We start from the raw sequence: 26,323 nt of genomic DNA, 5'->3' as shown, positions 1-26,323 counted from the left end.
CGGCGTTTAGCTTGCAGCTTGTCGCTTAAAGCTTGCCGCTGCTGTCATGCCTTTGCGCGACACCGATGCAGATCGCCATGATCAGCTTCAGTTCCTTCTGCACGGTGCTCAACGACACGCCGAGCTTCTCGGCAATCTCCAGATAACTGTGACCGTGCAGGCGGCTGAGAATGAAAATCTGCTGCTGGCGGGCGCTGAGTCGGTTGAGGCTCACGTTCAAACGCTCCAGCAATTGTTCGGCATGGGCGGCGTCCTCGGCGCTACTCACGGGGCAGGCAACGGCCTGCACTACGTCCAGCGGCACGTCGTCGAGCAGGGTGCGCGACTGGATGCGACGCGCACGCAAATGGTCCAGCGCCAGGTTGCGGGCGGTCTGGAACACGAAGGGTTCAAGGTGATCGATGGCCCGTTCGCTGAGCGCCCGCGTCACGCGCAGGTAGGTCTCCTGCAAGAGGTCTTCGGCGGTGCTGTGATTGTTGACCATCCGCTCCAGGGTGCGCAGCAGAGAGACTCGCTGGGCGATGAAGACGTGATTGAAGCGCGATTGACTCACGGGAGGACCTGATCCATGTCGAGCGAATGATAATGCTTATCATCCGCTAGACAGGTCAAGCACTGATTTGTGAAGGTTTATGCGCGGCCCAGCAGATAGGTGGCGTAATCCGGGATCCGGTGCGGGTGCGCCTGATCCATCAACGGGCTGCTCAGCAGGTAGTCGGCGCTGCATTCGTTGCACGCGACGGGAATGTTCCAGACCGCCGCGACCCGCAGCAGTGCCTTGATGTCCGGGTCGTGGGGCTGTGGTTCGAACGGGTCCCAGAAGAACACCAGCATGTCGACCCGTTGTTCGGCGATTCGCGCGCCGAGCTGCTGGTCGCCGCCCAGGGGGCCGCTGATCATGCTCTCTACCGGCAAATCCAGGCGCTGTTGCAACAACAATCCGGTGGTGCCGGTGGCAACCAGTTCGTGTTGCGCCAGCTTGTCTTTCTGGCGCTCGGCCCAGTCCAGCAGAAATACCTTGCAGTGGTCATGGGCGACCAGGGCGATTCGCTTGCGCGCCGCCAGGGTCTTTTGCGTAAAGCTGATACCGATCATGGGTTATTCCGCGTTGCACAGCGCCAGGCAGTTATCGAGCATGCGGTTGGAGAAGCCCCATTCGTTGTCGTACCAGGCCAGGACCTTGAGCAGCCTGCCGCTGGATTTGGTGTGGTTGGCATCGAAAATCGACGACAGCGGGTTGTGATTGAAGTCGCTGGAAACCAGCGGCAGGGTGTTGTAGCCGAGAATCTTCGAGTGCCGGCTGGCCTCTTTGAGCAATGCGTTCACTTCAGCCGCCGACGCTTCGCGCTTGAGCTGCACGGTCAGGTCCACCAGCGATACGTTGATCACCGGTACACGCACGGCCATCCCGGTCAGTTTGCCCGCCAGTTCCGGCAGTACCAGGCCGACCGCTTCGGCAGCGCCGGTCTTGCTCGGGATCATGTTCTGGGTGGCGGAACGGGCGCGGTACGGGTCGCTGTGGTAAACGTCGGTCAGGTTCTGGTCGTTGGTGTAGGCGTGGATCGTGGTCATCAGCCCGCTTTCGATACCGAACTCGCGATGCAACACCTGGGCTACCGGCGCCAGGCAGTTGGTGGTGCATGAAGCATTGGAAATGATCTGGTGCGACTGACGCAGGATATCGTGGTTGACCCCATACACTACCGTCGCGTCGGCGCCTTTGGCCGGGGCCGAGATGATCACTTTGCGCGCGCCGGCCGTAATATGCGCGGCGGCCTTGGCCCGGTCGGTGAACAGACCGGTGCATTCGAATACCACATCAATCTTTTCCGCCGCCCAGGGCAGCTCGGCCGGGTTGCGAATGGCGCTGACCGAAATGCGATCGCCGTTGACGGTCAGGCTTTCCCGATCGTGCCGGACATCGGCGTCGAACGTGCCATGAACAGTGTCGTACTTGAGCAGATGAGCGTTCATCTCGCTGTCGCCCAAATCATTGATGGCAACGATCTGCAGGTCCTGGCGATAGCCTTGGGTATACAGTGCGCGAAGCACGTTACGGCCAATACGGCCAAAACCATTGATTGCGATTCGAAGAGTCATTTAACAGGGCCGCCGTCGTTTTGTTGTTGGAATTACAAGATTATTCGCATAAAAATAGAAAACAAGCCATTTTAATGGCAATATTTTGTTTGATCTACAACGAGTGACCTGAATCAACTGGTCCGACCGATCAAGAAAACCGTCTGTCATCCCAAATACAACGGCCCTTGTTCAGCATAGACAATCAGGTCGCCACATCCGTTAGCCTGGAGTTCTACACATGCATCCCCGCGTCCTTGAGGTCACCGAACGGCTTATCGCCCGCAGCCGCGCCACGCGTGCAGCCTACCTAGCACTGATTCGTGGTGCCGCCAGCGACGGGCCGATGCGCGGCAAGCTGCAATGCGCCAACTTCGCCCACGGCGTCGCCGGCTGCGGCAGCGATGACAAGCACAGCCTGCGGATGATGAATGCCGCCAACATCGCAATTGTTTCGTCATATAACGACATGCTCTCGGCGCATCAGCCGTACGAAGTGTTCCCTGAGCAGATCAAAAGGGCCTTGCGTGAAATCGGTTCTGTCGGCCAGTTCGCCGGTGGCACCCCGGCCATGTGCGATGGCGTGACCCAGGGCGAGCCGGGGATGGAGCTGAGCCTGGCCAGCCGTGAAGTGATAGCGCTGTCCACCGCCGTGGCCCTGTCCCACAACATGTTCGACGGCGCGCTGATGCTGGGTATCTGCGACAAGATCGTGCCGGGCCTGATGATGGGCGCGTTGCGTTTCGGTCACCTGCCGATGATCTTCGTGCCAGGCGGGCCGATGGTCTCGGGCATTTCCAACAAGCAGAAAGCCGATGTGCGCCAGCGTTATGCCGAGGGCAAGGCCAGTCGCGAAGAGCTGCTCGAATCGGAAATGAATTCCTACCACAGCCCCGGCACCTGCACCTTCTACGGCACCGCCAACACCAACCAGTTGTTGATGGAAGTCATGGGCCTGCACTTGCCGGGCTCGTCTTTCGTCAACCCGAACACCCCGCTGCGTGATGCCCTGACCCGTGAAGCGGCGCATCAGGTCACCCGTCTGACCAAGCAGAACGGCAACTTCATACCGATCGGCGAAATCGTCGACGAGCGCTCGCTGGTCAACTCGATCGTGGCGCTCAATGCCACTGGCGGCTCGACCAACCACACCCTGCACATGCCGGCCATCGCCATGGCGGCGGGCATCCAGTTGACCTGGCAGGACATGGCCGATCTCTCCGAGGTCGTGCCGACCCTGAGCCACGTCTACCCGAACGGCAAAGCCGACATCAACCACTTCCAGGCCGCGGGCGGCATGTCGTTCCTGATTCGCGAACTGCTGGAAGCCGGGCTGCTCCACGAAAACGTCAACACCGTCATGGGCCATGGCCTGAGTCGCTACACCCAGGAACCGTTCCTTGATAACGGTGAACTGGTCTGGCGCGAAGGCGTGACCGACAGTCTCGACGAAACCATCCTGCGCCCGGTCGCTCGCGCGTTTTCGCCAGAGGGCGGTTTGCGGGTGATGGAAGGCAACCTGGGTCGCGGTGTGATGAAAGTCTCGGCGGTGGCCTTGGAAAACCAGGTAGTCGAAGCACCGGCCATGGTGTTCCAGGATCAGCAGGATTTGGCCGATGCGTTCAAGGCCGGTTTGCTGGAGAAGGACTTCGTCGCCGTCATGCGCTTCCAGGGCCCGCGTTCCAACGGCATGCCGGAACTGCACAAGATGACGCCGTTCCTCGGTGTGCTGCAGGATCGCGGCTTCAAAGTCGCACTGGTGACAGACGGGCGTATGTCCGGCGCGTCGGGGAAAATCCCGGCAGCGATTCACGTCAGCCCCGAAGCGTATGTGGGCGGTGCTTTGGCGCGGGTGCAAGATGGCGATATCATCCGGGTCGATGGCGTCACAGGCACTCTGGAGCTTAAGGTGGACGCCGAAGAATTCGCAGCGCGCGAACCTGCCAAGGGCCTGCTGGGCAATAACATCGGCAGCGGTCGCGAACTGTTCGGTTTCATGCGCATGGCCTTCAGCTCGGCGGAGCAGGGCGCCAGCGCCTTTACTTCTGCCCTGGAGACGCTTAATTGAAACTGGCTTTGGTCGGTGACATCGGTGGGACCAACGCACGTTTCGCGTTGTGGAAAAACCAGCAGCTGGAATCGATCCAGGTGCTGGCGACGGCAGACCATGCCAGCCCGATCGATGCGATCGGGCTCTATCTGAGCGGACTCGGCCTGGCGCCGGGTTCGATCGGCTCGGTGTGCCTGTCGGTGGCCGGCCCGGTGAGCGGCGATGAATTCAAGTTCACCAACAATCACTGGCGGCTCAGTCGCAAAGAATTCTGCAGGATTTTGCAGGTTGACCAACTGCTGTTGGTCAACGATTTCTCGGCGATGGCGTTGGGCATGACCCGGTTGCAGCCGGGCGAATTCCGGGTGGTCTGCGAAGGTGCCCCGGAACCGTTGCGGCCCGCGGTGGTGATCGGCCCCGGCACTGGCCTTGGCGTCGGTACGTTGCTCGACTTGGGTCAAGGCCGATTCGCCGCGTTGCCGGGGGAGGGCGGTCACGTCGATTTGCCCCTGAGCAGCCTGCGCGAAACCCAGCTATGGGAACACATCTTCAACGAGATCGGCCATGTCAGCGCTGAAACGGCATTGAGTGGCAGTGGCTTGCCGCGGGTTTATCGGGCGATCTGTGCGGTAGACGGCCACGAGGCGGTGCTCGATACCCCGGAATCGATTACGGCAGCCGGTCTGGCGGGTGATCCGATTGCCCTGGAAGTGCTTGAGCAGTTCTGCTGCTGGCTCGGTCGCGTGGCCGGCAACAACGTGCTGACCACCGGTGCACGCGGTGGCGTGTACATCGTGGGCGGGGTGATTCCGCGGTTTGCCGACTTCTTCATCGAAAGCGGTTTCGCCCGGTGCTTTGCCGACAAGGGTTGCATGAGCGGTTACTTCAAGGGCATTCCGGTGTGGCTGGTGACGGCGCCGTATTCGGGTTTGATGGGTGCGGGGGTGGCACTGGAGCAATCCATCCGGGCCTGAAACACGATCAAAAATGTGGGAGCGGGCTTGCTCGCGAAAGCGGAGTGTCAATCAACGAATGCGTTGAATGTGAAACCGCATTCGCGAGCAAGCCCGCTCCCACAATTGTTTCCGCGGTGTTTGTAAAAATGGTGCATCAGGCATAATCCGTCCCAACTCAAATAACAAGGACGCCTTCCTGTGAGCTCAGTCAACAAGTCGATTTTGTTGGTCGATGACGATCAAGAGATACGCGAGTTGCTGGACACTTACCTGACCCGCGCCGGTTTCCACGTCCGAACCACCCCCGACGGTGCCGGCTTTCGCCAGGCCATGAACGACGCGCCGAGCGATCTGGTGATTCTTGACGTGATGCTGCCCGACGAAGACGGCTTCAGCCTGTGCCGGTGGATTCGCCAGCACCCGCGTCAGGCCCAGGTGCCCATCATCATGCTCACTGCCAGTTCCGACGAGGCGGACCGCGTCATCGGCCTGGAGCTGGGCGCCGACGACTATCTGGGCAAACCCTTCAGTCCCCGTGAATTGCAAGCGCGCATCAAAGCGCTGCTGCGCCGCGCGCAGTTCGGTCAGGAGCGGTCCGGCAGTGAAGTGCTGGCTTTCGATGACTGGCGCCTGGACATGGTCAGCCATCGGCTGTTCCACATCGACGGCGAAGAAGTGATTCTGTCCGGCGCCGATTTCGCCCTGCTGAAGCTGTTCCTCGATCATCCTCAGGAAATTCTCGACCGTGACACCATCGGCAATGCCACCCGTGGCCGCGATCTGATGCCACTGGATCGCATCGTCGACATGGCTGTCAGCCGCCTGCGCCAGCGTCTGCGCGACACCGAAAAACCGCCGCGGCTGATCCGTACGGTGCGCGGCAGCGGCTACCAACTGGCCGCCAATGTGGTTGCCAGTAATGGCCACTGAGTTTTTGCGCACACTCGCCGCCAAGGTGCCCGTGCCGCATTCGCTGCTCGGGCGGATGTTACTGCTGACCTTGCTCGCGGTGCTGTTCGCCCAGGCGCTGTCGAGCGTGATCTGGGTCTCGCAGCTGCGCGCCACTCAGCTCGAGGGGCTGGTCACCAGCGCCCGCAGCCTCGCGCATTCGATGACCGCCAGCGTCAGTTACTTGCGTTCGTTGCCGGTGGCGTTCCGGCCGCTGGTGCTCGATCAGTTGCGCAGCATGGGCGGCACCCGGTTCGTGGTGACCCTCAACGACAAACCCTTGGGTATGGAAGTACTGCCGATCACTGCGCGCAAAGCGGCAGTGCTCAAGGCGGTTGATGAAGTACTGCGCCAGTCCCTGGGCCAGGACACTGATATCTCGGTGACCTTTGTCAGCCCCGAAGACCTGCGGATTTTCAACGGTGGCCTGAAACTCGACGAGTTGCCTCGCTCCTGGGCGCATTACGCGCTGACCCTGGAACCGGTCAATCCGCCGGTGCTGGTCACACAAATCCAGATGGCGCCGGGGGAATGGCTGTACATCGCGTCGCTGTTGCCCGAGCCCTATACCAGCCTTGAAGAACAGGGGCTGCCGGCGCAACAAGTCTGGTTCATCGTCCTGACCAGTGGTTTCCTGTTGTTGTTCATCGGCTTGCTGGTGCACTGGCAGAGCCGGCCGCTCAAGCGTCTGGCACGGGCGGCTCGCGATATGTCGTTGGGCGCCGAAGTCGAACCGGTGGCCGAGGGCGGCGGCACTGAAGTGGTCGAAGTGGGCCGGGCCTTCAACGCCATGCGCGAACGAATCAGCCGTTACCTGACCGAACGCAGCCAGTTGTTCAGCGCGATCTCCCATGACCTGCGCACACCGATTACCCGCTTGCGGCTGCGGGTCGAACTGCTTGAGGACGAACAGCTGCAAGCCAAGTTCGGTCGCGATCTGGATGAGTTGGAGCTGCTGGTCAAAGGGGCGCTGCAATGCGTGAAAGACACCGACATCCACGAAAATATCGAACCGGTGGACCTCAACCATGTGCTCGATTGCCTGGTGGAACCCTACCTGGCACCCAGCGGCAATGGCCGGGTGACCCAGCAAGGACGGGCGCTGGCGCCTTATCCGGGTAAGCCGCTGGCGCTCAAGCGTTGCATCGGCAACCTGATCGACAATGCCTTGAAGTATGGGCAGAACGCGCATTTGCACATTGATGACGACCAGAGCGCGTTCGTCCTGCATGTCGATGATGAAGGACCCGGGGTGCCGGAGCAGCGGATGGAACAGGTGTTCGAACCGCACTTCCGCCTGGCCGGGCAGCAGCAGGGTTATGGGTTGGGGTTGGGGATTGCGCGCAATATTGCCCATAGCCATGGGGGTGAGGTCAGCCTGCAGAATCTGCGTGAGGGTGGGTTGCGCGTGACCCTTCAATTGCCTCGCAGTGTTGATTAGCAACACCGCGTTATCGTTCTTCGCGAGCAAGCCCGCTCCCACATTTGACCGCGTTCATCCAGATTGAATGGGGTCAAATGTGGGAGCGGGCTTGCTCGCGAAGGCGTCAGATCAATCAACTCATTCTCAGGAGAAATGTCACAAAACGGTGACATACCCCACCTCCTTCGTTACAAGCCCGCCACCGCCCGTTGTTTAGACTGCCCCCAGTCATAACAACAAAAAAGGCACCTCCATGGACACCTTCCAACCCGCCTTCAGCAGTTGGCTCAACGCACCTGCCCATCAGCAATGGCTCGCCGCCGAAGGCCTGCGCCTGCTCGCATTTGCCAAGGCCTCAAAGCTCCCCGAAGGCTTCGGCAACCTCGATGAAAAGGGCCGCCTGGCGGCCAACGCCCAAGCCGAAACCATGAACACCGCGCGCATGACCCACAGTTTCGCCATGGCCCACATCCAGGGCCTGCCGGGATTTGCCGAGCTGGTGGATCACGGCGTAAGAGCCCTCTGCGGCCCGTTACGCGATGCTGAACACGGTGGCTGGTTCGCTACCCCGGAACACCGCGACGGCAACACCGGCAAAGCCGCCTACCTGCATGCTTTCGTCGCACTGGCCGCGAGTTCTGCGGTAGTCGCCCAACGCCCCGGCGCCCGAGCATTGCTCATTAATGCGATCGACATCATCGACACGCATTTCTGGAGTGAGGAGGAGGGCGCCATGCGCGAATCCTTCAATCGCGACTTCAGCTGCGAGGAACGCTACCGCGGTGCCAACAGCAACATGCACGCCACCGAGGCCTTCCTAGCCTTGGCTGATGTCACCCAGGACAATCGCTGGTTGGGCCGCGCCCAGCGCATCGTCGAACGGGTGATTCACGGTCACGCCGCTGCCAACGACTACCTGGTGGTCGAGCATTTCGATTGCGACTGGCAACCGCTGCGCGAGTACAACCACGACCATCCGGCCGACGGTTTCCGCCCTTACGGCACCACGCCCGGCCACGGTTTCGAGTGGGCACGGCTGTTGCTGCACCTCGAAGCGGCGCGAGTAAAGGCCGGGATGCCGACACCGGGCTGGCTTGCCACCGATGCGCAAAAACTGTTCGAACACAATTGCCGGCACGGCTGGGACGTCGACGGTGCGCCGGGCATCGTCTACACCCTCGACTGGGATAATCGCGCCGTGGTTCGTCATCGTCTGCACTGGACCCATTGCGAGGCCAGCGCTGCTGCCAGTGCCTTGCTCAAGCGTACGGGCGATGAACAGTACGAACACTGGTACCGAGTGTTCTGGGAATTTTGTGACAGTCATTTCATCGACCGCTGTGACGGCAGCTGGTATCACGAACTCGATCCGCAAAATCGCCCGAGTGCCGATATCTGGCCCGGCAAACCCGACCTGTATCACGCCTGGCAAGCCGTATTAATCCCGCGCCTGCCGCTGGCGCCCAGCATGGCCACCGCCCTGGCGCAGTTGTCCCGGAGCGTTCCTGTGTAACCATGTGGTGACATTCGAGCGTCCCTTCGTTACCTGCGAAGGCATGACTCCTGTTTAGAATCCATGCAGCGCAAGCACCAGACTTGCATGCATAACAACAAGAAAGGTACCTCCAGATGAATGCGATTTCTCGCCTCGCTACTGTCGTTTCTCTCGCCTCGCTGCTTCCCCTTTCTGCATTCCCGCTGAGTGCCCTGGCCGCTGATGCCAAAGGTTCTGTGGAAGTCGTTCACTGGTGGACCTCTGGTGGTGAAAAGGCAGCGGTCGATGTTCTGAAGGCTCAAGTCGAAAAAGACGGCTTCACCTGGAAGGACGGCGCAGTCGCCGGTGGTGGCGGATCCACGGCCATGACCGTTCTGAAAAGCCGCGCCGTTGCCGGTAACCCGCCGGGCGTCGCCCAGATCAAGGGGCCGGACATCCAGGAGTGGGGCAGCACTGGCCTGCTCAGCACCGATGCGCTGAAAGACGTTTCCAAAGCGGAGAACTGGGACAGCCTGCTGATCAGGAAAGTCTCCGACACCGTGAAATACAAAGGCGATTACGTCGCCGTGCCGGTGAACATCCACCGCGTCAACTGGCTGTGGATCAACCCGCAAGTGTTCAAGAAAGCCGGGATCGACAAAGCGCCGACCACCCTCGAAGAATTTTATGCCGCCGGCGACAAGTTGAAAGCCGCCGGCTTCATCGCGCTCGCCCACGGTGGTCAGCCTTGGCAGGACAGCACCGTGTTTGAAGACGTGGTGCTCTCGGTCATGGGCGCCGACGGTTACAAGAAAGCCCTGGTCGACCTGGATCAGAAAACCCTCTCGGGGGCTGAGATGACCCAGTCGTTCACCGAGCTGAAAAAACTCACCGGCTACATGGACCCGAACCGCGCCGGTCGTGACTGGAACATCGCGGCCGCCGACGTCATCAACGGCAAGGCCGGCATGCAGATGATGGGCGACTGGGCCAAGAGCGAATGGACCGCGGCCGGGAAAGTCGCCGGCAAGGACTACCAGTGCGTACCGTTCCCGGGCACTGAAAAAGCCTTCACCTACAACATCGACTCCATGGCGGTGTTCAAGTTGAAAGCGGATCGCAAAGGCGATATCGCCGCTCAGCAAGACCTGGCCAAGGTTGCGTTGGGCAAAGACTTCCAGAAGATCTTCAGCATCAACAAAGGCTCGATCCCGGTGCGGACCGACATGCTCAACGACATGAGCGCCCTGGGCTTCGATTCCTGCGCTCAAGCGGCGGCCAAGGACTTCCTGGCTGACGAGAAGACCGGCGGCCTGCAACCGAGCATGGCGCACAACATGGCCACTTCCCTGGCCGTGCAGGGCGCGATTTTCGACGTGGTCACCAACTTCATGAACGACAAGAACGCTGACCCGGCCAAGGCCAGCGCGCAACTGGCTTCGGCTGTCAAAGCCGCCCAGTAATCCCTGACACACCTCGTCCCAATGTGGGAGCGGGCTTGCTCGCGAATGCGGACTGACATTCACCATTGATGTCGCCTGACACACCGCCTTCGCGAGCAAGTCGAATCGTCGCACCGCCGCTCCCACAAGGGATCGGCGTGCGGTTCAATTTCTCTTCACCTGGATTATGCCGATGAGCTCTGTGGCGGTTTTCAGCAAAGCCTCACCCTTCGATGCGCTGCAACGCTGGTTACCCAAGTTGGTACTCGCGCCGAGCATGCTGATCGTGTTGGTTGGCTTCTACGGTTACATCATCTGGACATTCGTCCTGTCCTTCACCAATTCCAGCTTCATGCCCAGCTACAAATGGGTCGGCCTGCAACAATACATCCGCTTGATGGACAATGATCGCTGGTGGGTCGCGAGCAAGAACCTCGCGCTCTTCGGTGGCATGTTCATCGGCATCAGCCTGGTGCTGGGGGTGTTCCTGGCAGTGTTGCTGGACCAGCGCATTCGCAAGGAAGGCTTCATCCGCACCGTCTACCTGTACCCGATGGCACTGTCGATGATCGTCACAGGTACCGCGTGGAAATGGCTGCTCAACCCGGGCCTGGGCCTGGACAAGATGCTGCGGGACTGGGGCTGGGAGGGCTTCCGTCTCGACTGGCTGGTGGATCAGGATCGCGTCGTTTACTGCCTGGTGATCGCCGCCGTGTGGCAAGCCTCCGGGTTTGTGATGGCGATGTTCCTCGCCGGCCTGCGCGGTGTCGATCAGTCGATCATCCGTGCCGCGCAAGTCGATGGGGCGAGCCTGCCGACCATCTACCTGAAGATCGTCCTGCCGAGCCTGCGCCCGGTGTTCTTCAGCGCCTTCATGATCCTCGCGCACATCGCGATCAAGAGCTTCGACCTGGTCGCGGCGATGACCGCGGGCGGCCCCGGCTACTCGTCCGACCTGCCGGCGATGTTCATGTATTCCTTCACCTTCAGCCGTGGCCAGATGGGCATTGGTTCGGCGAGCGCCATGATGATGCTCGGCGCGATCCTGGCGATTCTGGTGCCGTACCTGTACTCCGAATTGCGAGGCAAGCGCCATGAGTAATCAACTCGGCAAACCGGCGATCAGCTTCAGCCGCATCGCGATTTACGCCACCTTGCTGCTGGCCGCGGCGATCTACCTGATCCCGCTGGTGGTGATGCTGTTGACCAGTTTCAAATCACCGGAAGACATCCGCACCGGCAACCTGCTGAGCTGGCCGACCGTGATCGACGGCATCGGTTGGATCAAGGCCTGGGACGTGGTGGGGGGGTACTTCTGGAACTCGGTGAAAATCACCGTGCCCGCGGTTCTGATCTCTACGTTTATTGGCGCGATGAACGGCTACGTGCTGTCGATGTGGCGCTTCCGCGGGTCGCAACTGTTCTTCGGTCTGTTGCTGTTTGGCTGCTTCCTGCCGTTCCAGACCGTGCTGCTGCCAGCCTCGTTTACTGTCGGCAAACTCGGCCTGGCCAACACCACCACGGGTCTGGTGCTGGTGCACATCGTCTACGGGCTGGCGTTTACCACGCTGTTCTTCCGTAACTACTACGTGAGCATCCCGGATGCGCTGGTCAAGGCGGCACGCCTGGATGGCGCAGGCTTCTTCACGATTTTCTGGAAGATCCTGCTGCCGATGTCGATCCCGATCGTGATGGTCTGCCTGATCTGGCAGTTCACCCAGATCTGGAATGACTTCCTGTTCGGCGTGGTCTTCGCCAGTGGCGATGCCCAGCCGATTACCGTGGCCCTGAACAACCTGGTCAACACCAGCACCGGGGCCAAGGAATACAACGTTGATATGGCCGCCGCGATGATCGCCGGGCTGCCGACACTGCTGGTCTACATATTCGCTGGCAAGTATTTCCTGCGTGGGCTGACGTCCGGCGCGGTCAAGGGGTAAAGCATGGCAACTCTCGAATTACGCAACGTCAACAAGACCTACGGCGCCGGTTTGCCGGACACCCTGAAAAACATCGAATTGAAGATCGATGACGGTGAGTTCCTGATCCTGGTGGGCCCGTCGGGCTGCGGTAAATCCACCTTGATGAACTGCATCGCCGGTCTGGAAAACATCAGCGGCGGCGCGATCCTGGTGGATGACGCCGACATCAGCGGCATGAGCCCCAAGGATCGCGACATCGCCATGGTGTTCCAGTCCTACGCGCTGTACCCGACGATGAGCGTGCGCGACAACATCGCCTTCGGCCTGAAGATTCGCAAAATGCCGGCCGCCGAAATCGACGAAGAAGTTGCTCGGGTTTCCAAGTTGTTGCAAATCGAACACCTGCTCAGCCGCAAGCCAGGCCAGCTCTCCGGCGGCCAGCAGCAGCGTGTGGCGATGGGCCGTGCCCTGGCGCGGCGGCCGAAGATTTATCTGTTCGACGAACCGCTGTCCAACCTCGACGCCAAGCTGCGGGTCGAGATGCGCACCGAAATGAAACTGATGCACCAGCGCCTGAAAACCACCACGGTTTACGTGACCCACGACCAGATCGAAGCCATGACATTGGGCGACAAGGTGGCGGTGATGAAGGACGGGATCATTCAGCAGTTCGGCACGCCGAAAGACATCTACAACAACCCGGCCAACCTGTTTGTGGCGAGCTTCATCGGTTCGCCGCCGATGAACTTCATCCCCCTGCGTTTGCAGCGCAAGGAAGGTCGTCTGGTGGCGCTGCTCGACAGCGGCCAGGCGCGCTGCGAATTGCCGCTGGGCATGCAGGACGCCGGGCTCGAAGATCGCGAAGTGATCCTTGGCATGCGCCCGGAGCAGATCGTGCTGGCGGGCAGCGAGGCGAATGGTTTGCCGACCATTCGCGCCGAAGTCCAGGTCACCGAGCCGACCGGACCCGACACCCTGGTTTTCGTCAACCTCAACGACACCAAGGTCTGCTGCCGCCTGGCGCCGGACGTTGCACCGGCCGTGGGCGAGACCCTGACCTTGCAGTTCGACCCGTCGAAAGTGCTGTTGTTCGATGCGAAGACCGGGGAGCGCCTGGGGGTGGCCGGCCAACCACAAGCTGAAACCCGAGCTGCCAAAGTGACCCAACTCAAAGGCCGCTGAAGATCAAAACTGTAGGAGCCAGGCTTGCCGGCGAAGGCGATTTCACGGACGCCTTCGCCGGCAAGCCTGGCTCCTGCAAGGGGATACCCCGTGGATGGCCTGTCATCCGCCGCAACTGATGTCACCGCGTTAGATAAAAAAGTTAATAACAATAAAACGAGGATCTAGGGATGAAGAACAACAACAACGCTCAGCTTATCTGCCAGTTGTCAGCGATTGCGGCAATGACGCTGGCCGGCAGTGTGCACGCGGCTGACGCGTTCAGCGCCGATTCCCAATGGATGACCGGTGATTGGGGTGGCGAGCGGACCCGGCTGATCGAGCAGGGTATCGACATCAAGATGGACTACGTCGGCGAAGTGGGCGGCAACCTCCACGGCGGCTACAACGACGACAAGACGGCGCGTTACGCCGACCAATTTGGCTTGGGCGTGGCGCTGGACCTGGAAAAGCTGTGGGGCTGGGATAACACCCAGGCCAAGATCCAGCTCACCAACCGTAACGGTGAGAACATCTCCAATGACCGTGTCGGCGACCCGCGTGCCGGCACCTTGAGTTCCTCCCAGGAAGTCTACGGCCGTGGCCATATGGTCCGTCTGACCCAGTTGTGGATCAAGCACCAGTTCCTCGACGGTAAACTGGACGTCAAGGCCGGTTACTTCGGCGAAGGCGAAGACTTCAACACCTTCCCCTGCGAGTTCCAGAACCTGGCGTTCTGCGGTTCCCAAGTGGGTAACTGGGCGACCAATATCTGGTACAACTGGCCGGTCAGCCAGGCCGCGATCCGCGTGAAGTACAACATCTCGCCCGAGTTCTATGCGCAGATCGGCGCGTACAACCAGAACCCGTCGCAACTGGAGCACGGTAACGGCTTCAAGCTCAGCGGCAGTGGTACCGAGGGCACCGTCTTGCCGGTCGAACTGGTCTGGTCACCGAAGGTCAACAACCTGCCGGGCGAATACCGTGTCGGTTACTACAAAAGCACGGCCAAGGCCGATGACGTTCGTGAAGACGACAACGGCGATGATGCGGCAACCAGCGGCAATGCCTATCGCAGCCACAGCAGCAAATCCGGCTACTGGTTCGTGGCGCAGCAACAACTCACCAGTCACAACGGTGACGCGTCCCGCGGCCTGAACATCGCCGCCAACGCCACCTTCCACGACAAGGACACCAACATCGTCGACAACTACCAGTCGCTGATGTTTGTGTACAAGGGTCCGTTCGATGCACGTCCAAAAGATGACATGGGTATCGGCTTCGCCCGTATCCATGTCAACGATGACGTGAAGAAAAACGCCGAGTTGGTCAACGCCTCCAATGGGGTTTCCGACTACCAGGACCCGCTGTTCTCGCCACTGCGTGACACCGAGTACAACTACGAGATCAACTACGGCTTCCACGTGACCAACTGGCTGACCGTGCGTCCCAACCTGCAATACATCACTCACCCGGGCGGTGTGGACGAAGTCGACGATGCTCTGGTGGCCGGCTTGAAAATTCAGTCGGTGTTCTAACGTTGTTGCGATAAGCTCCTCTCCATGTGCGCATTTTTGCGGACGGCCAAGGCTGTCCGTTTTTTTTTGGGGTCTAGATCACGCGTGAGTGTGCCGTGCGCATTTGTGGCGAGGGAGCAAGCTCCCTCGCCACAAAGATGTCACTGACCAAAAAACACTGTTGTTTCAGGTTTTGATGAGAACACCCATGATTTTCAGGACCGTGGCCCATGCATGAGCATCCGCTACAACGCTTCTTCAAAGCCTTGCGCGAACGTCCGGTATTCGCCTGGGAGCGCTATCAGATGCGCGATGTGCTGGTGATCGATCATCCGCTGTGTCAGGCGGTGTTCAGTCGGCAGGGCGCGCAGTTGTTGCACTTTCAGCCCCGGGACCAGAAACCCTGGCTCTGGTGCGCAACCAAATGGCCGCATGTCGGGGCGATTCGTGGTGGGGTGCCGGTGTGCTGGCCCTGGTATGGTCGCCATCCGAGTGAAAACGCCTGGCCATCCCATGGCTGGGCCCGGCTGCTCGACTGGAAGCTGCTGGACAGTAGCAGTGACGACGATGGCGTGCGTCTGCACTGGCAACTGCAGTTGTGTGACTGGCAAGTGGACCTGCATGCGCACCTGGGCGAGCGCATGGCTTTGCGCCTGTGCACCGAGCACCAGGACAGCCTGCCGTGCCAGTTGAGCCAGGCGTTGCACGCGTATTGGCGTATTGGCGACGTCGGTGAGGTAGCGCTGTCTGGGCTCGATGGTGCGCACGGCTACGACCAGTTGAACCGCCAGGTTTGCCAGCAGGAAGGCGAGTTGCGAGTCGAGGGCGGCTGTCAGCGAGTGTTTCAGCAGGAAGGGGAATTGCAACTCAAGGACCACGCCTGGCAGCGCGAATTATGCATCGATACGGGCGACAGCGCGGACACGGTGGTCTGGCATCCCGGCACGCGGCCGCTGCTGGGGGTGAGCTGGAACGAGATATCGGAATTTGTGTGTGTGGAAGCGGCGAGCGGCGGGACCGATAGCCTGAGCCTGGCGCCTGGGGAGCGGGCGCATTTGAGTTTGCAGGCGCGGGTGGGGGTTTAATTTGAAAGCTATGGTGTTGCGGCTGGCCCCTTCGCGAGCAAGCCCGCTCCCACATTGGATCACCGACGTGCACAAACGTTGTGTTCGCTGCAGATCACAATGTGGGAGCGGGCTTGCTCGCGAAGACGGCTTAACAGGCGAAAAAGACCTCAAGCCCGACTAATTAAACTCATCCCCAATCGGATACCGACTGGCATTCAGGCTTTCCTTGATCTTGCGCAAATGCGGCTGGAAATCCACCCCCCGGCGCAGCGTCATGCCGGTCGCCAGCACATCCAGCACGGTCAGCTGAATAATCCGCGACGTCATCGGCATATAGATGTCGGTGTCTTCCGGCAACGGAATGTTCAGGCTCAAGGTACTGGCCTTGGCCAATGGCGAACCTTCGGCGGTCAGGCCCAGCACCGAAGCGCCGTTTTCCCGGGCCAGACGCGCCACTTCCACCAGTTCGCGGGTGCGGCCGGTGTAGGAAATGATCACGAACAACTCGCCGGTGTGGGCGACCGAAGCAATCATGCGCTGCATCAGTACGTCCGCATGGGCGGTGACGGCCAGGTTGAAGCGGAAGAACTTGTGCTGCGCGTCCAGCGCCACCGGAGCCGAGGCGCCGAGGCCGAAGAAGTGGATCTGTCGGGCCTGGATCAACAGGTCGACGGCGCGGCTGATCAGGCTCGGATCCAGCGCCTGCAAGGCGCTGTCCAAAGAGGCGATGGCGCTGCCGAAAATCTTCTTCGTATACGCTTCAGGATTGTCATCGGCCTCGACCGCACGGCTGACATACGCCGCGCCACTGGCCAGGCTTTGGGCCAGCTGCAGCTTGAGTTCCGGGTAACCGCTGACACCGAACGAACGGCAGAAACGGTTGACCGTCGGCTCGCTGACCTTCGAGGCCTGGGCGAGGGCGGCGATGCTGAACCGGGTGGCCTGCTGTGGGTTGAGCAGAATCACTTCGGCTACTTTGCGTTCTGCCTTGTTCAGGTCTTCAAGGCGACTCTGGATCTGCTCCAGTAAATTTCGCACGCGGTCCATAGATGTTTCCTTAGCTCCACTAACAAAAGAGCAATGCAAATAAGGGCCCCGGCTATGCAAATTGGGACTTTGATCGGGCCCGTCACGGTGGCCTATCCTACTGATGGCTCCGACCGACCACCACTCGGAATCTGTATTTTGCGAAAATGTTGTGGTTATTACTACATTTTCCCTTGAATCATGCCTTGAAAAAAGGTATTTGTAGCTTAACTTGATAAAAGAACAAACATCATGCCTTCGATTACGGTTGAACCTTGCACCTTTGCCTTGTTCGGCGCCCTCGGCGATCTGGCCCTGCGCAAGCTGTTTCCTGCTCTTTATCAACTCGATGGCGCAGGCCTGCTTCATGAGGATACGCGCATCATCGCGCTGGCCCGTGAGTCGGGCAGCGAGCAGCAGCATCTGGGGTTCATCGCCTCCGAGCTGCGCCGCTACGTCAGTGACAAAGAGCTGGACGAAGCAGTGCTCGAACGCTTCCTGGCCCGCCTGAGTTACCTGCACGTCGATTTCCTCAAGGCTGACGATTACGTCGCCCTGGCCGAAATGGCCGGCACTGCCCAGCGAGTGATTGCTTACTTCGCGACGCCGGCAGCGGTTTACGGCGCGATCTGCGAGAACCTGTCGAAGGTCGGCCTTACCGAAAACACCCGAGTGGTGCTGGAAAAACCCATCGGTTCGGACCTGGAATCCTCGCGCAAGGTCAACGATGCCGTGGCGCAGTTCTTCCCGGAGAACCGCACCTATCGCATCGACCACTACCTGGGCAAGGAAACCGTACAGAACCTGATTGCCCTGCGCTTTGCCAACAGCCTGTTCGAAACCCAGTGGAACCAGAACTACATCTCCCACGTGGAAATCACCGTGGCCGAGAAGGTCGGGATCGAAGGCCGCTGGGGTTACTTCGACAAGGCCGGCCAGCTGCGGGACATGATCCAGAATCACCTGCTGCAGCTGCTTTGCCTGATCGCCATGGACCCGCCGGCCGACCTGTCCGCCGACAGCATCCGTGACGAGAAAGTCAAAGTCCTCAAGGCCCTGGCGCCGATCAGCCCGGAAGGCCTGACCACGCAAGTGGTGCGCGGCCAATACATCGCCGGGCACAGCGAAGGCAAGTCGGTGCCGGGTTATCTGGAAGAGCCGAACTCCAACACCCAGAGCGACACCGAAACCTTCGTCGCCCTGCGTGCCGACATCCGCAACTGGCGTTGGGCCGGCGTGCCGTTCTACCTGCGTACCGGCAAGCGCATGCCGCAGAAGCTGTCGCAGATCGTCATCCACTTCAAGGAACCGTCGCACTACATCTTCGCCCCCGAGCAGCGCCTGCAGATCAGCAACAAGCTGATCATCCGCCTGCAACCGGACGAAGGCATTTCCTTGCGCGTGATGACCAAGGAACAAGGCCTGGACAAGGGCATGCAGCTGCGCAGCGGTCCGTTGCAGCTGAATTTTTCCGACACCTATCGCAGCTCCCGGATTCCCGATGCCTACGAGCGGTTGTTGCTGGAAGTGATGCGCGGCAATCAGAACCTGTTTGTCCGTAAAGATGAAATCGAAGCCGCGTGGAAGTGGTGTGACCAGTTGATCGCCGGCTGGAAAAAATCCGGTGATGCGCCCAAGCCGTACGCGGCCGGGTCCTGGGGGCCTATGAGCTCCATTGCACTGATAACGCGGGATGGGAGGTCGTGGTATGGCGATATCTGAATTGAAACTGCCTCAGGGCGTCAGCGCCCATGAGTTCAAAAGCCCGGTGCTGCTCGCCGAAGGCCTGGCGCTGAAGGTGGCCAAGCAACTGAGCGACGCGATCGATGCCCGGGGCACCGCCACCCTGGTGGTGTCCGGTGGTCGTAGCCCGGTAGCGTTTTTCCAGCACCTGGCCAAGCAGACGCTGGACTGGCCCAACGTCGTCGTCACCCTGGCGGACGAGCGCTGGGTGCCGGTGGAACACGCCGACAGCAATGCCGGCCTGCTCAAGCGCTATCTGTTGCAAGGCCCGGCGGCCAAGGCGCAGTTCCTGAGCCTCTATAGCGCTTCGGCCAACCTTGAACAGGCGGCTGAGCAGGCTGATCGCTTGCTGGGCGAATTGCCGCAAATCGACGTGCTGATACTGGGCATGGGCGACGATGGCCACACCGCTTCGCTGTTCCCGAACAGCCCGAACCTGGCCGACGCCTTGAAAGTCGACGGCAGCCGTCGTTGCTGGCCGATGCTGGCGCCGACCGTGCCGCATCAGCGCCTGACCATGAGTCGCGCGCTGCTGGCGTCGGCCGAGCACACCGTTTTATCGATTTCCGGTCAGTCCAAGCTGACCACCCTGAGTGCCGCATTGGCCGGCGACGATGTCGCCGCCATGCCGATTCGCGCTTTTCTGCAACCTACGTTAGAGATTTACTGGTGCCCATGAGCCAAGGATCAGCCGCTATGACAAACCCATCCCCGACCGTTTCCATGGCGGACAAAGTTGCCCTGATCGACAGCCTCTGTGCCAAGGCGCGGATCCTGCCGGTGATCACCATCGCTCGCGAACAGGACATCCTGCCGCTGGCCGACGCCCTCGCGGCCGGTGGCCTGACCGCCCTGGAAGTGACGTTGCGTTCGCAGTTCGGCCTCAAGGCCATCCAGATTCTGCGCGAGCAGCGTCCGGAGCTGATGACCGGTGCCGGTACCGTGCTCGATCGCAGCATGCTGGCGGCTGCCGAGGCCGCGGGTTCGCAGTTCATCGTCACGCCGGGCATCACCCGTGATCTGCTCGAAGCCAGCGTCGACAGCCCGATTCCACTGTTGCCGGGCATCAGCAACGCCTCGGGCATCATGGAAGGCTACGGCCTGGGTTATCGCCGCTTCAAGCTGTTCCCGGCGGAAGTCAGCGGTGGCGTCGCGGCCATCAAGGCCCTGGGTGGCCCATTCGGCGAAGTGAAATTCTGCCCGACCGGCGGCGTCAGCCCGGCCAACATCAAGAGCTACATGGCGTTGAAAAACGTCATGTGCGTGGGCGGTAGCTGGATGCTTGATCCCGAGTGGATCAAGAACGGCGACTGGGCCCGCATTCAGGAATGCACCGCCGAGGCACTGGCGCTGCTGGACTGATCGGCTATACCAGACACTTCGTTGTGTGTTCTACGGCTTTTACGGTGCGCTTGGTCGGTGCACCGTTTTTTTTTGCCTGAAAAAAACCTGTAGGAGCCGGCTCGCTGGCGAAGGCGTCTTCATGGGCGCCGTGTTTAGCCAGTAAACGCGCGTCATCGTTAACGACCTTCGTCGGAACGCCGCCCGGAGCAAGCTCGCTCCTACAGGTAAACACCGTGTGACATCAACGCAGTTCGGTCAGCGTCCGGATCAGTAAATCCATGCATGGGTTTACTCAATCAGGGGCAGGCAAGGAGCGATTCAGTGCCGAGGGGCAGGTTTGCCATGTTTGGCGCGCAGCGGTTCGAGCAGCTCCGACAGGCCGTTGTGATCGATTTCCTGCATCAGTGCCAGCAAGCCGCCCAGTTCGCCGTGGGGGAAGCCTTCCCGGGCGAACCAGTTCAGGTATTGGCCGGGCAGGTCGGCAATGATTCGACCCTTGTATTTGCCGAAGGGCATTTCACGGGTGACCAGCAGTTCGAGCTTTTCAGGATTCATCTATCAGCCGTCTGGATTCAATCAGTCTGGAAAATACAGGCATTCTGCATGCAGGCCAAATGACAGATCATGCAAAAAACGCGGATACAGATTTGCCGATTAAACCTAACTATTTGAAATATAAGGATTAAATTGTCAATTGAAAACTGGCATGCAGGGTGCAATAGCTATTGCATCTTTCATCAACCCGCGAGGAATTGAAAATGACCGACATGAATAAAGAAGCCATCTCTGTACTCAACGACCTGATTGAAACCAGCAAAGACGGTCAGGAAGGGTTCAAGACTTGCGCTGAAGACATCAAGAATCCGGAACTGAAATCGCTGTTCGTGCAGCGTTCCGCCGACTGCGCCACCGCTGCTTCCGAACTGCAGGCCGCCGTGCGTTCGATGGGCGGCGATCCGGAAACCTCCACCAGTGTCAGCGGTGACCTGCACCGTCGCTGGGTCGACGTGAAGGCCATGTTCACCGGCAAGGACGAGGAAGCCGTGCTGAACGAAGCCGAACGTGGTGAAGACCATGCAAAGAAGGCATACAAAGACGCCTTGGAAAAAATCGACAAGCACAACCTGGTGGGCATTCGTGACCTGGTTGAACGTCAGTACCATGGCGTGCAACGTAATCACGATCAGGTGAAAGCCCTGCGCAATCAGGCTCGCGCTCGCTCGTAAGCGCCCATAGTCTGTCAAAAACGCCAGCCAGTCTGGCGTTTTTTTGTGCCCGGGATTTAATGCTGGACGGGATATAGTTAGCTAGCTAATAATTTGTTTTTCAAGTTACCCCGCCGATCGCGTCTATCGTTAAATCGTCCTTTCAAGAGTGCTTTTAGTGCCTATCACTTTGCAGGCTTTGTTTGCGCCTGACCGCCGCGCCCTGCAGTTCGCGATCAAGACCTTGATCGGCGGCGGCCTCGCGTTGTGGCTGGCATTGCGCTGGGGCCTGGAGCAACCGGCCTGGGCGCTGATGACCGCCTTCATCGTCGCCCAACCCTTGTCCGGGATGGTGGTGCAGAAGGGGCTGGCGCGTCTGCTGGGCACCCTGGTCGGGACGATCATGTCGGTGGTGTTCATGGGGTTGTTTGCCCAGACGCCCTGGCTGTTCCTGTTGGCGTTGGCGTTATGGCTCGGTCTGTGTACGGCCAGTTCGACGATGTTGCGCAGTGCCTGGTCCTATTCGTTTGTGCTGGCCGGTTATACGGTGGCGATCATCGCCTTGCCGGCCATTGCCCATCCGCTGACGGTGTTTGATCAAGCCGTGGCTCGCTGTACGGAAATCTGCCTGGGCATTCTGTGCGCCACCGCCGCCAGTGCGCTGCTGTGGCCGATGCGGGTGGAACAGCAACTGGCGGACCAGGCGCGGGCGGCGTGGCAGAGCGGGATGAACGCCGCTCGAGCCACGCTGGCCGGCGATGGCCAGGCGCGCAAAGGTCTGCTGGAAATCCTCGGCAGGATCGTTGCGGTGGATGCCCAGCGCGAACATGCCTGGTTCGAAGGCAGTCTTGGCCGTCAGCGCGCGCGGTCCATCAGTGGCTTGAGCCAGAAGTTGTTGATGTTGCTGCGCATCGCCCGTTCGGTGCGCCGGCAGTGGAAGCAACTGGAACCGCAAGAGGCCGGGCAACTGATGCCGTGGATGAGCGCAGTCCAGGAGGCGCTCGCCCGTGCGGATAACGCGACCCTGCAAGCCTTGCGCCCGAGGTTGCTCGATGCCACCCATGACCCGCTGATCAGTTCCGCGCAAAGTTTCTGCCTGGCTCGTTTTGCCTTGCTGCTCGATACCGCCCTGGCGGCGAGCGCGGCGCTGAAAGCGGTGGAGGAGGGCAAGGACACGGTCGATCCGCCGCGAACCCTGGCCCCGCATCGCGACCTGTCATTGGCGCTGGTATTCGGTGCCCGCAGCGCCTTGGCGTTTCTGGTGGTGTCATGCTTCTGGCTGGCGACCGCCTGGCCCGCCGCCTCGGGTGCGTTGTTGCTGACCTGTGTGGTGTGCAGCCTGTTTGCCAGTCGCGAAAACGGCGCGCAGATCGGCATGAGTTTCATGCGGGGGATTTTCCTGGCGATTCCGGCGGCGTTTTTCGTCGGGCAGATTCTGCTGCCGCAATGGAGCAGCTTCGCACTGCTCTGTCTGGGGATGGGTGTGCCGCTGTTTCTCGGTGCGCTGGGCATGGCCAAACCGCAAATCGGCGCCACGGCGACCTCGTTCTGCCTGCACTTCATTGTCCTGATCTCGCCGCTCAATATGATGAGGTTCGATGTCGCGACGTTTTTCAACAGCGCCCAGGCGATGGTGATCGGTGTGGGCGCGGCGGTGCTGGCCTTCCGGCTGTTGATCCTGCGCAATCCGACTTGGCATGGCCGCCGCTTGCTGGTGGCGACGCTGCACGATCTGGTGCGCCTGACCCGGCGCAATCTGCGCGGTGCCGAAAGCTGGTTCGGTGGACGCATGGCCGATCGTTTGCTGCAACTGGCGCGACACTATCCCGAATTGCCGGAACCGGCGCGCAGTCGCTGGGATGATGGGCTGCTGGGGCTGGACATCGGCGACGAATTGCTGCATTTGCGCTTGAGCCTGGCGGTGGCGCAGGCACCGGTCAGTGCGGCGCAACGGCGTTACCTCGATCAATTGGAAAAAGTCCTCGAGCAAGGTCCGGCCGGCAATCGCGCCGATGTGCTGGAACAACCCAGCGCAGAATTCTTGAACACCTTGTACGCGTTGCCCCCCAGCGATGCGGTGAAACTGGCCCAGGGTGCAGTGCTGCAATTGCAGAACAGCTGGCGCGCCTGGTGCCGTCAGCAGGAGGAGAGCCATGGGCTTGCGTGAGTGGTCGATGGGGGGTGTGCTGCTCAGCCCGTTTCTGATTTATGTGCTGCTGGCGCTGCTGGTGACCGCCGGCTTGCGCCTGTTGTTGCGCCTGACGCCGGTCGGCCGCTGGATCTGGCACGAAGCGTTATTCGATTGCGCCTTGTACGTCTGTGTATTGACGCTGATCACCGTCGTCCTCGGACCTTTATAAGGAGTTGAACATGCGTACACCTGTACGTGTAGCAGTAACCCTGTGCCTGGTGGCAGTGGCGATCTTTGCCGGTTTCCATTTGTGGCAGTACTACATGTTGACGCCCTGGACCCGCGACGCGCGGATCGGGGCCGACGTGGTGGTCATCGCCCCTGACGTGTCGGGCTGGGTGCGTGAACTCAAGGCTGTCGACAACCAACAGGTCAAGGCGGGCGATCTGTTGCTGAGCATCGACCGCGACCGCTTCGAAGCCGCGCTGGAGAAAGCGCAAGCGGTGGTCCAGACCCGCCAGCAACAACTCAATCTGCGCGAGCGCGAAGCCAGCCGCCGCGCCAGCCTCGGGCCGCAGGCGATCAGTGCCGAGCTGCGGGAGAATGCGCAAATCAACGCTGGCATCGCCCGTGGCGAACTGCGTGAAGCCCAGGCCGAAGCCAAGGTCGCGCAACTCAACCTGGACCGCAGCCAGGTCCATGCGCCGCGCAGTGGCCACATCACCAACCTGCGCCTGGCCCAGGGCAACTATGTGAACGCCGGGCAACCGGTGATGGCGCTGATCGACGACTCGACTTTTTATGTGCAGGCGTATTTCGAGGAAACCAAACTGCCGCGGATTCGCATCGGCGACCCGGTGAAGGTCTGGTTGATGAGCGCCGGGGAGGCGCTGCAGGGGCACGTGGAAAGCATCAGTCGTGGGATTACTGATCGCAACACCACGCCGGATGGGCAGTTGCTGGCAGAGGTGGAGCCGACGTTCAACTGGGTCAGGCTGGCACAGCGGATTCCGGTGCGGATCAAGCTGGACAACGTGCCGGAGGGGATCAATTTGAGTTCGGGGATGACCGCGAGTGTGCAGGTGCAGGAAGGGCGGTAAGATCAAAAGGTCGCAGCCTGCGGCAGCTCCTGCAGGGTTGTGCGTACACCCGTAGGAGCCAGGCTTGCCGGCGAAGGCGATCTCAAGGACGCCTTCGCCGGCAAGCCTGGCTCCTACAGACCGGCGATCCTAGCCGATGCTGATTGCGGGCAGGGTCGTCAACGTCACGGTCTGCTGCTTGCGCGGTGCCAGGATCTCCGCCTCGCCATCCACCACCAGCTCATCGCGCTGGTTGAACACGCGAGTGGCAATCCGCACACGAAACTTCGGCAGTTTCTCGAGAATCTCCAGGCGCACGGTCAGGGTATCGCCAATCTTCACCGGCTTCTGGAAGCTCATCTGCTGACCGAGATAAATAGTCCCCGGCCCAGGCAGCTCGCAGGCCACGGCTGCGCTGATCAGCGCGCCGCTGAACATGCCGTGGGCGATGCGCTCCTTGAACATGGTGCCGGCGGCGAATTCAGCGTCCAGGTGCACCGGGTTGTGATCGCCGGACATCGCGGCGAACAACTGAATGTCGCGCTCTTCGACCGTCTTGCTGTAGCTGGCGGTCTGGCCGACTTCGAGGGCTGCGTAAGGGGTGTTTGAAACCTGGGTCATCTGTCTCGATTCCTGTGACGAATTTAAAAATCCACAAAAAACTATTCGGATCGGGGCGGCCGTCGATGGCTCAGCGCCTGGGCGATCCAGTTCAGTACATCGGCAGTCACTTCATCGCGGTTGCTCTCGTTGAACAGTTCGTGCCGTGCCTGCGGGTAAATGTTCAGTTGCAAATTCTGGCTACCCGCGGCGCGCAGCGCGTGAGCCAGATCCTTGAGACGCTTGCCTTCGCTCACCGGATCACATTCGCCGCCAATCACCAGCAGCGGCAGGCCCGGATCGATCTGGGCGAGATTGGACGCTTTGCTGATTTGCTGCAAGCCGCCAAGCAAATCGATCCAGAACTGATTGGTGCAACGAAAGCCGCAGAGCGGGTCGTTGGCGTACTTGTCGACCTCGGCCGGATCGCGGCTGAGCCAGTCGAACGGTGTGCGCACCGGTTTGAATTTCTTGTTGAACGAGCCGAATGACAACCATTCGATCAGGGCGCTACGGCCCTTGGGCCCCTGGCGCAACCGTTCGAGTCGGGCGATCTGGCGGGCCGCTCGATAAAGCGCCACCGGCTGGCAGTTCGAACCGCTGAGTATGGCGCCGTGCAGGCTGGCGCTGTGGTGCAGCAGATACGCCTGGGCGATGTAGCTGCCCATGCTATGCCCGAGCAACACGATCGGCACGCCGGGATGGTGTTGACCAATGTGCTGATTGAGGCTGGCCAGGTCGCCGACCACCTTGCACCAGCCATCGTCGTCGGCGAAATGCCCCAGGGTCCCGTTTTCGGCAGTTTTGCCATGTCCACGCAGATCCGGTGCATACACACCGTAGCCCTGCTCACAGAATTTTTCTGCCAGGCGGGCGTAGCGAGCACTGTGTTCCGCCATGCCGTGGGCCAGCAGGATCACTGCGTTCAAAGGCGCGGCCGGCAGCCACTGATTGACGAAAAGGCGGCTGCGGTCACTCGCGGTCAGCCAGAAAGTGTCGTGGATCATGGCGATTCCTTTGCACGGCATGTGACATGGGCGTCGTTGCATTGTATAGCGCATCCGTCGCTTGCCGTCTGAACAGCCCACACCACGGCAGGAAGATTCATACGGTCAATGACGGCTATTGGCATATTTGCCTGATTCGTCATAGCTGC

25 protein-coding genes are annotated in these 26,323 nt (G+C 60.5%); 18 read left to right on the top strand and 7 right to left on the bottom strand.

All coding sequences use genetic code 11. The annotated features are described in order from the left end of the window. Nucleotides 1-25: 25 nt before the first annotated feature. From F8N80_RS17430 to gap, 3 genes are all read right to left on the bottom strand, one after another. Nucleotides 26-553, bottom strand: coding sequence for an RNA polymerase sigma factor (locus F8N80_RS17430; protein WP_150784322.1), 528 nt, complete (start codon nucleotides 551-553; stop codon nucleotides 26-28). A 77-nt stretch (nucleotides 554-630) separates the two neighbouring features. Further along, nucleotides 631-1,095: a methylglyoxal synthase gene (locus tag F8N80_RS17425; RefSeq protein WP_150745949.1), complete on the bottom strand. Its 465-nt coding sequence runs from the start codon at nucleotides 1,093-1,095 to the stop codon at nucleotides 631-633. A 3-nt stretch (nucleotides 1,096-1,098) separates the two neighbouring features. After that, nucleotides 1,099-2,100 carry a type I glyceraldehyde-3-phosphate dehydrogenase gene (gene gap, locus F8N80_RS17420; RefSeq protein ID WP_150745950.1) on the bottom strand — a complete coding sequence of 334 codons (1,002 nt, stop codon included), beginning with the start codon at nucleotides 2,098-2,100 and terminating at the stop codon, nucleotides 1,099-1,101. Nucleotides 2,101-2,320: 220 nt separating this feature from the next. Between gap and edd the strand changes: the two genes are divergently transcribed. From edd to F8N80_RS17360, 11 genes are all read left to right on the top strand, one after another. Further along, on the top strand, nucleotides 2,321-4,147 hold the full coding sequence (edd, locus tag F8N80_RS17415; RefSeq protein ID WP_150745951.1) for a phosphogluconate dehydratase: 1,827 nt from the start codon (nucleotides 2,321-2,323) through the stop codon (nucleotides 4,145-4,147). Continuing rightward, entirely contained in the window at nucleotides 4,144-5,103 is a 960-nt protein-coding gene (locus F8N80_RS17410) for a glucokinase (RefSeq protein ID WP_150745952.1), read from the top strand. The genes edd and F8N80_RS17410 overlap by 4 nt, the downstream gene beginning before the upstream one ends. Before the next feature lie 180 nt (nucleotides 5,104-5,283). Further along, nucleotides 5,284-6,015, top strand: a complete 732-nt coding sequence (locus F8N80_RS17400; protein WP_150745953.1) for a response regulator — start codon at nucleotides 5,284-5,286, stop codon at nucleotides 6,013-6,015. Continuing rightward, on the top strand, nucleotides 6,005-7,474 hold the full coding sequence (locus F8N80_RS17395; RefSeq protein ID WP_150784321.1) for an ATP-binding protein: 1,470 nt from the start codon (nucleotides 6,005-6,007) through the stop codon (nucleotides 7,472-7,474). Before F8N80_RS17400 ends, F8N80_RS17395 begins: the two co-directional genes overlap by 11 nt. A gap of 235 nt (nucleotides 7,475-7,709) precedes the next feature. Continuing rightward, nucleotides 7,710-8,969, top strand: coding sequence for a D-mannose isomerase (locus F8N80_RS17390; RefSeq protein WP_150784320.1), 1,260 nt, complete (start codon nucleotides 7,710-7,712; stop codon nucleotides 8,967-8,969). Nucleotides 8,970-9,085: 116 nt separating this feature from the next. Then, nucleotides 9,086-10,393 carry an ABC transporter substrate-binding protein gene (locus F8N80_RS17385; RefSeq protein ID WP_150784319.1) on the top strand — a complete coding sequence of 436 codons (1,308 nt, stop codon included), beginning with the start codon at nucleotides 9,086-9,088 and terminating at the stop codon, nucleotides 10,391-10,393. A gap of 172 nt (nucleotides 10,394-10,565) precedes the next feature. After that, complete coding sequence (locus tag F8N80_RS17380; RefSeq protein WP_064679358.1) at nucleotides 10,566-11,474, top strand: carbohydrate ABC transporter permease; 909 nt, start codon at nucleotides 10,566-10,568, stop codon at nucleotides 11,472-11,474. Beyond that, the gene (locus F8N80_RS17375; RefSeq protein ID WP_150745957.1) at nucleotides 11,467-12,312 is read left to right on the top strand and encodes a carbohydrate ABC transporter permease; all 846 of its coding nucleotides are present in this window, start codon (nucleotides 11,467-11,469) and stop codon (nucleotides 12,310-12,312) included. Before F8N80_RS17380 ends, F8N80_RS17375 begins: the two co-directional genes overlap by 8 nt. Before the next feature lie 3 nt (nucleotides 12,313-12,315). Then, the gene (locus F8N80_RS17370; RefSeq protein WP_150745958.1) at nucleotides 12,316-13,476 is read left to right on the top strand and encodes an ABC transporter ATP-binding protein; all 1,161 of its coding nucleotides are present in this window, start codon (nucleotides 12,316-12,318) and stop codon (nucleotides 13,474-13,476) included. Between the two features lie 170 nt (nucleotides 13,477-13,646). Further along, entirely contained in the window at nucleotides 13,647-14,993 is a 1,347-nt protein-coding gene (locus F8N80_RS17365; protein WP_150745959.1) for a carbohydrate porin, read from the top strand. 209 nt (nucleotides 14,994-15,202) lie between these two features. Next, nucleotides 15,203-16,057, top strand: a complete 855-nt coding sequence (locus F8N80_RS17360) for a D-hexose-6-phosphate mutarotase (RefSeq protein ID WP_150784318.1) — start codon at nucleotides 15,203-15,205, stop codon at nucleotides 16,055-16,057. Nucleotides 16,058-16,216: 159 nt separating this feature from the next. Here F8N80_RS17360 and F8N80_RS17355 read toward each other — a convergent pair whose 3' ends face one another. Further along, nucleotides 16,217-17,077 carry a MurR/RpiR family transcriptional regulator gene (locus F8N80_RS17355; protein ID WP_191632942.1) on the bottom strand — a complete coding sequence of 287 codons (861 nt, stop codon included), beginning with the start codon at nucleotides 17,075-17,077 and terminating at the stop codon, nucleotides 16,217-16,219. Between the two features lie 240 nt (nucleotides 17,078-17,317). Here F8N80_RS17355 and zwf point away from each other — a divergent pair, with 240 nt between their 5' ends. Genes zwf through F8N80_RS17340 form a run of 3 tightly spaced genes read left to right on the top strand, consistent with a single transcriptional unit; the run spans nucleotide 17,318 to nucleotide 20,170 of the window. Further along, entirely contained in the window at nucleotides 17,318-18,787 is a 1,470-nt protein-coding gene (gene zwf, locus F8N80_RS17350) for a glucose-6-phosphate dehydrogenase (protein WP_150745962.1), read from the top strand. After that, on the top strand, nucleotides 18,774-19,487 hold the full coding sequence (pgl, locus tag F8N80_RS17345) for a 6-phosphogluconolactonase (RefSeq protein WP_150784317.1): 714 nt from the start codon (nucleotides 18,774-18,776) through the stop codon (nucleotides 19,485-19,487). The genes zwf and pgl overlap by 14 nt, the downstream gene beginning before the upstream one ends. Before the next feature lie 17 nt (nucleotides 19,488-19,504). Next, on the top strand, nucleotides 19,505-20,170 hold the full coding sequence (locus tag F8N80_RS17340; protein WP_150745964.1) for a bifunctional 4-hydroxy-2-oxoglutarate aldolase/2-dehydro-3-deoxy-phosphogluconate aldolase: 666 nt from the start codon (nucleotides 19,505-19,507) through the stop codon (nucleotides 20,168-20,170). 300 nt (nucleotides 20,171-20,470) lie between these two features. Here the strand turns inward: F8N80_RS17340 and F8N80_RS17335 are convergent, their stop codons facing one another. Next, complete coding sequence (locus F8N80_RS17335) at nucleotides 20,471-20,707, bottom strand: DUF3820 family protein (protein WP_128870220.1); 237 nt, start codon at nucleotides 20,705-20,707, stop codon at nucleotides 20,471-20,473. Nucleotides 20,708-20,910: 203 nt separating this feature from the next. On the opposite strand from F8N80_RS17335, the gene F8N80_RS17330 reads away from it, so the two are divergent. The 4 genes from F8N80_RS17330 to F8N80_RS17315 all read left to right on the top strand — a co-directional run bounded on the left by F8N80_RS17330 (nucleotide 20,911) and on the right by F8N80_RS17315 (nucleotide 24,588). Continuing rightward, nucleotides 20,911-21,378: a ferritin-like domain-containing protein gene (locus F8N80_RS17330; protein ID WP_150745966.1), complete on the top strand. Its 468-nt coding sequence runs from the start codon at nucleotides 20,911-20,913 to the stop codon at nucleotides 21,376-21,378. 157 nt (nucleotides 21,379-21,535) lie between these two features. Next, on the top strand, nucleotides 21,536-23,524 hold the full coding sequence (locus tag F8N80_RS17325; RefSeq protein ID WP_150745967.1) for an FUSC family protein: 1,989 nt from the start codon (nucleotides 21,536-21,538) through the stop codon (nucleotides 23,522-23,524). Continuing rightward, nucleotides 23,511-23,717, top strand: coding sequence for a DUF1656 domain-containing protein (locus tag F8N80_RS17320; protein WP_150745968.1), 207 nt, complete (start codon nucleotides 23,511-23,513; stop codon nucleotides 23,715-23,717). The genes F8N80_RS17325 and F8N80_RS17320 overlap by 14 nt, the downstream gene beginning before the upstream one ends. Nucleotides 23,718-23,727: 10 nt before the next feature. After that, nucleotides 23,728-24,588: an efflux RND transporter periplasmic adaptor subunit gene (locus F8N80_RS17315; protein ID WP_150784316.1), complete on the top strand. Its 861-nt coding sequence runs from the start codon at nucleotides 23,728-23,730 to the stop codon at nucleotides 24,586-24,588. A gap of 129 nt (nucleotides 24,589-24,717) precedes the next feature. Here the strand turns inward: F8N80_RS17315 and F8N80_RS17310 are convergent, their stop codons facing one another. Next, complete coding sequence (locus F8N80_RS17310) at nucleotides 24,718-25,188, bottom strand: MaoC family dehydratase (RefSeq protein WP_150745970.1); 471 nt, start codon at nucleotides 25,186-25,188, stop codon at nucleotides 24,718-24,720. A gap of 41 nt (nucleotides 25,189-25,229) precedes the next feature. Next, the gene (locus F8N80_RS17305; protein WP_150748056.1) at nucleotides 25,230-26,174 is read right to left on the bottom strand and encodes an alpha/beta hydrolase; all 945 of its coding nucleotides are present in this window, start codon (nucleotides 26,172-26,174) and stop codon (nucleotides 25,230-25,232) included. Nucleotides 26,175-26,323 lie beyond the last annotated feature (149 nt).

The sequence above is a fragment of the Pseudomonas fluorescens genome (assembly GCF_902497995.1).
Classification (GTDB): Bacteria; Pseudomonadota; Gammaproteobacteria; order Pseudomonadales; family Pseudomonadaceae; genus Aquipseudomonas; species Aquipseudomonas fluorescens_BK.
This window is presented reverse-complemented; position numbering and strand designations above follow the sequence as displayed.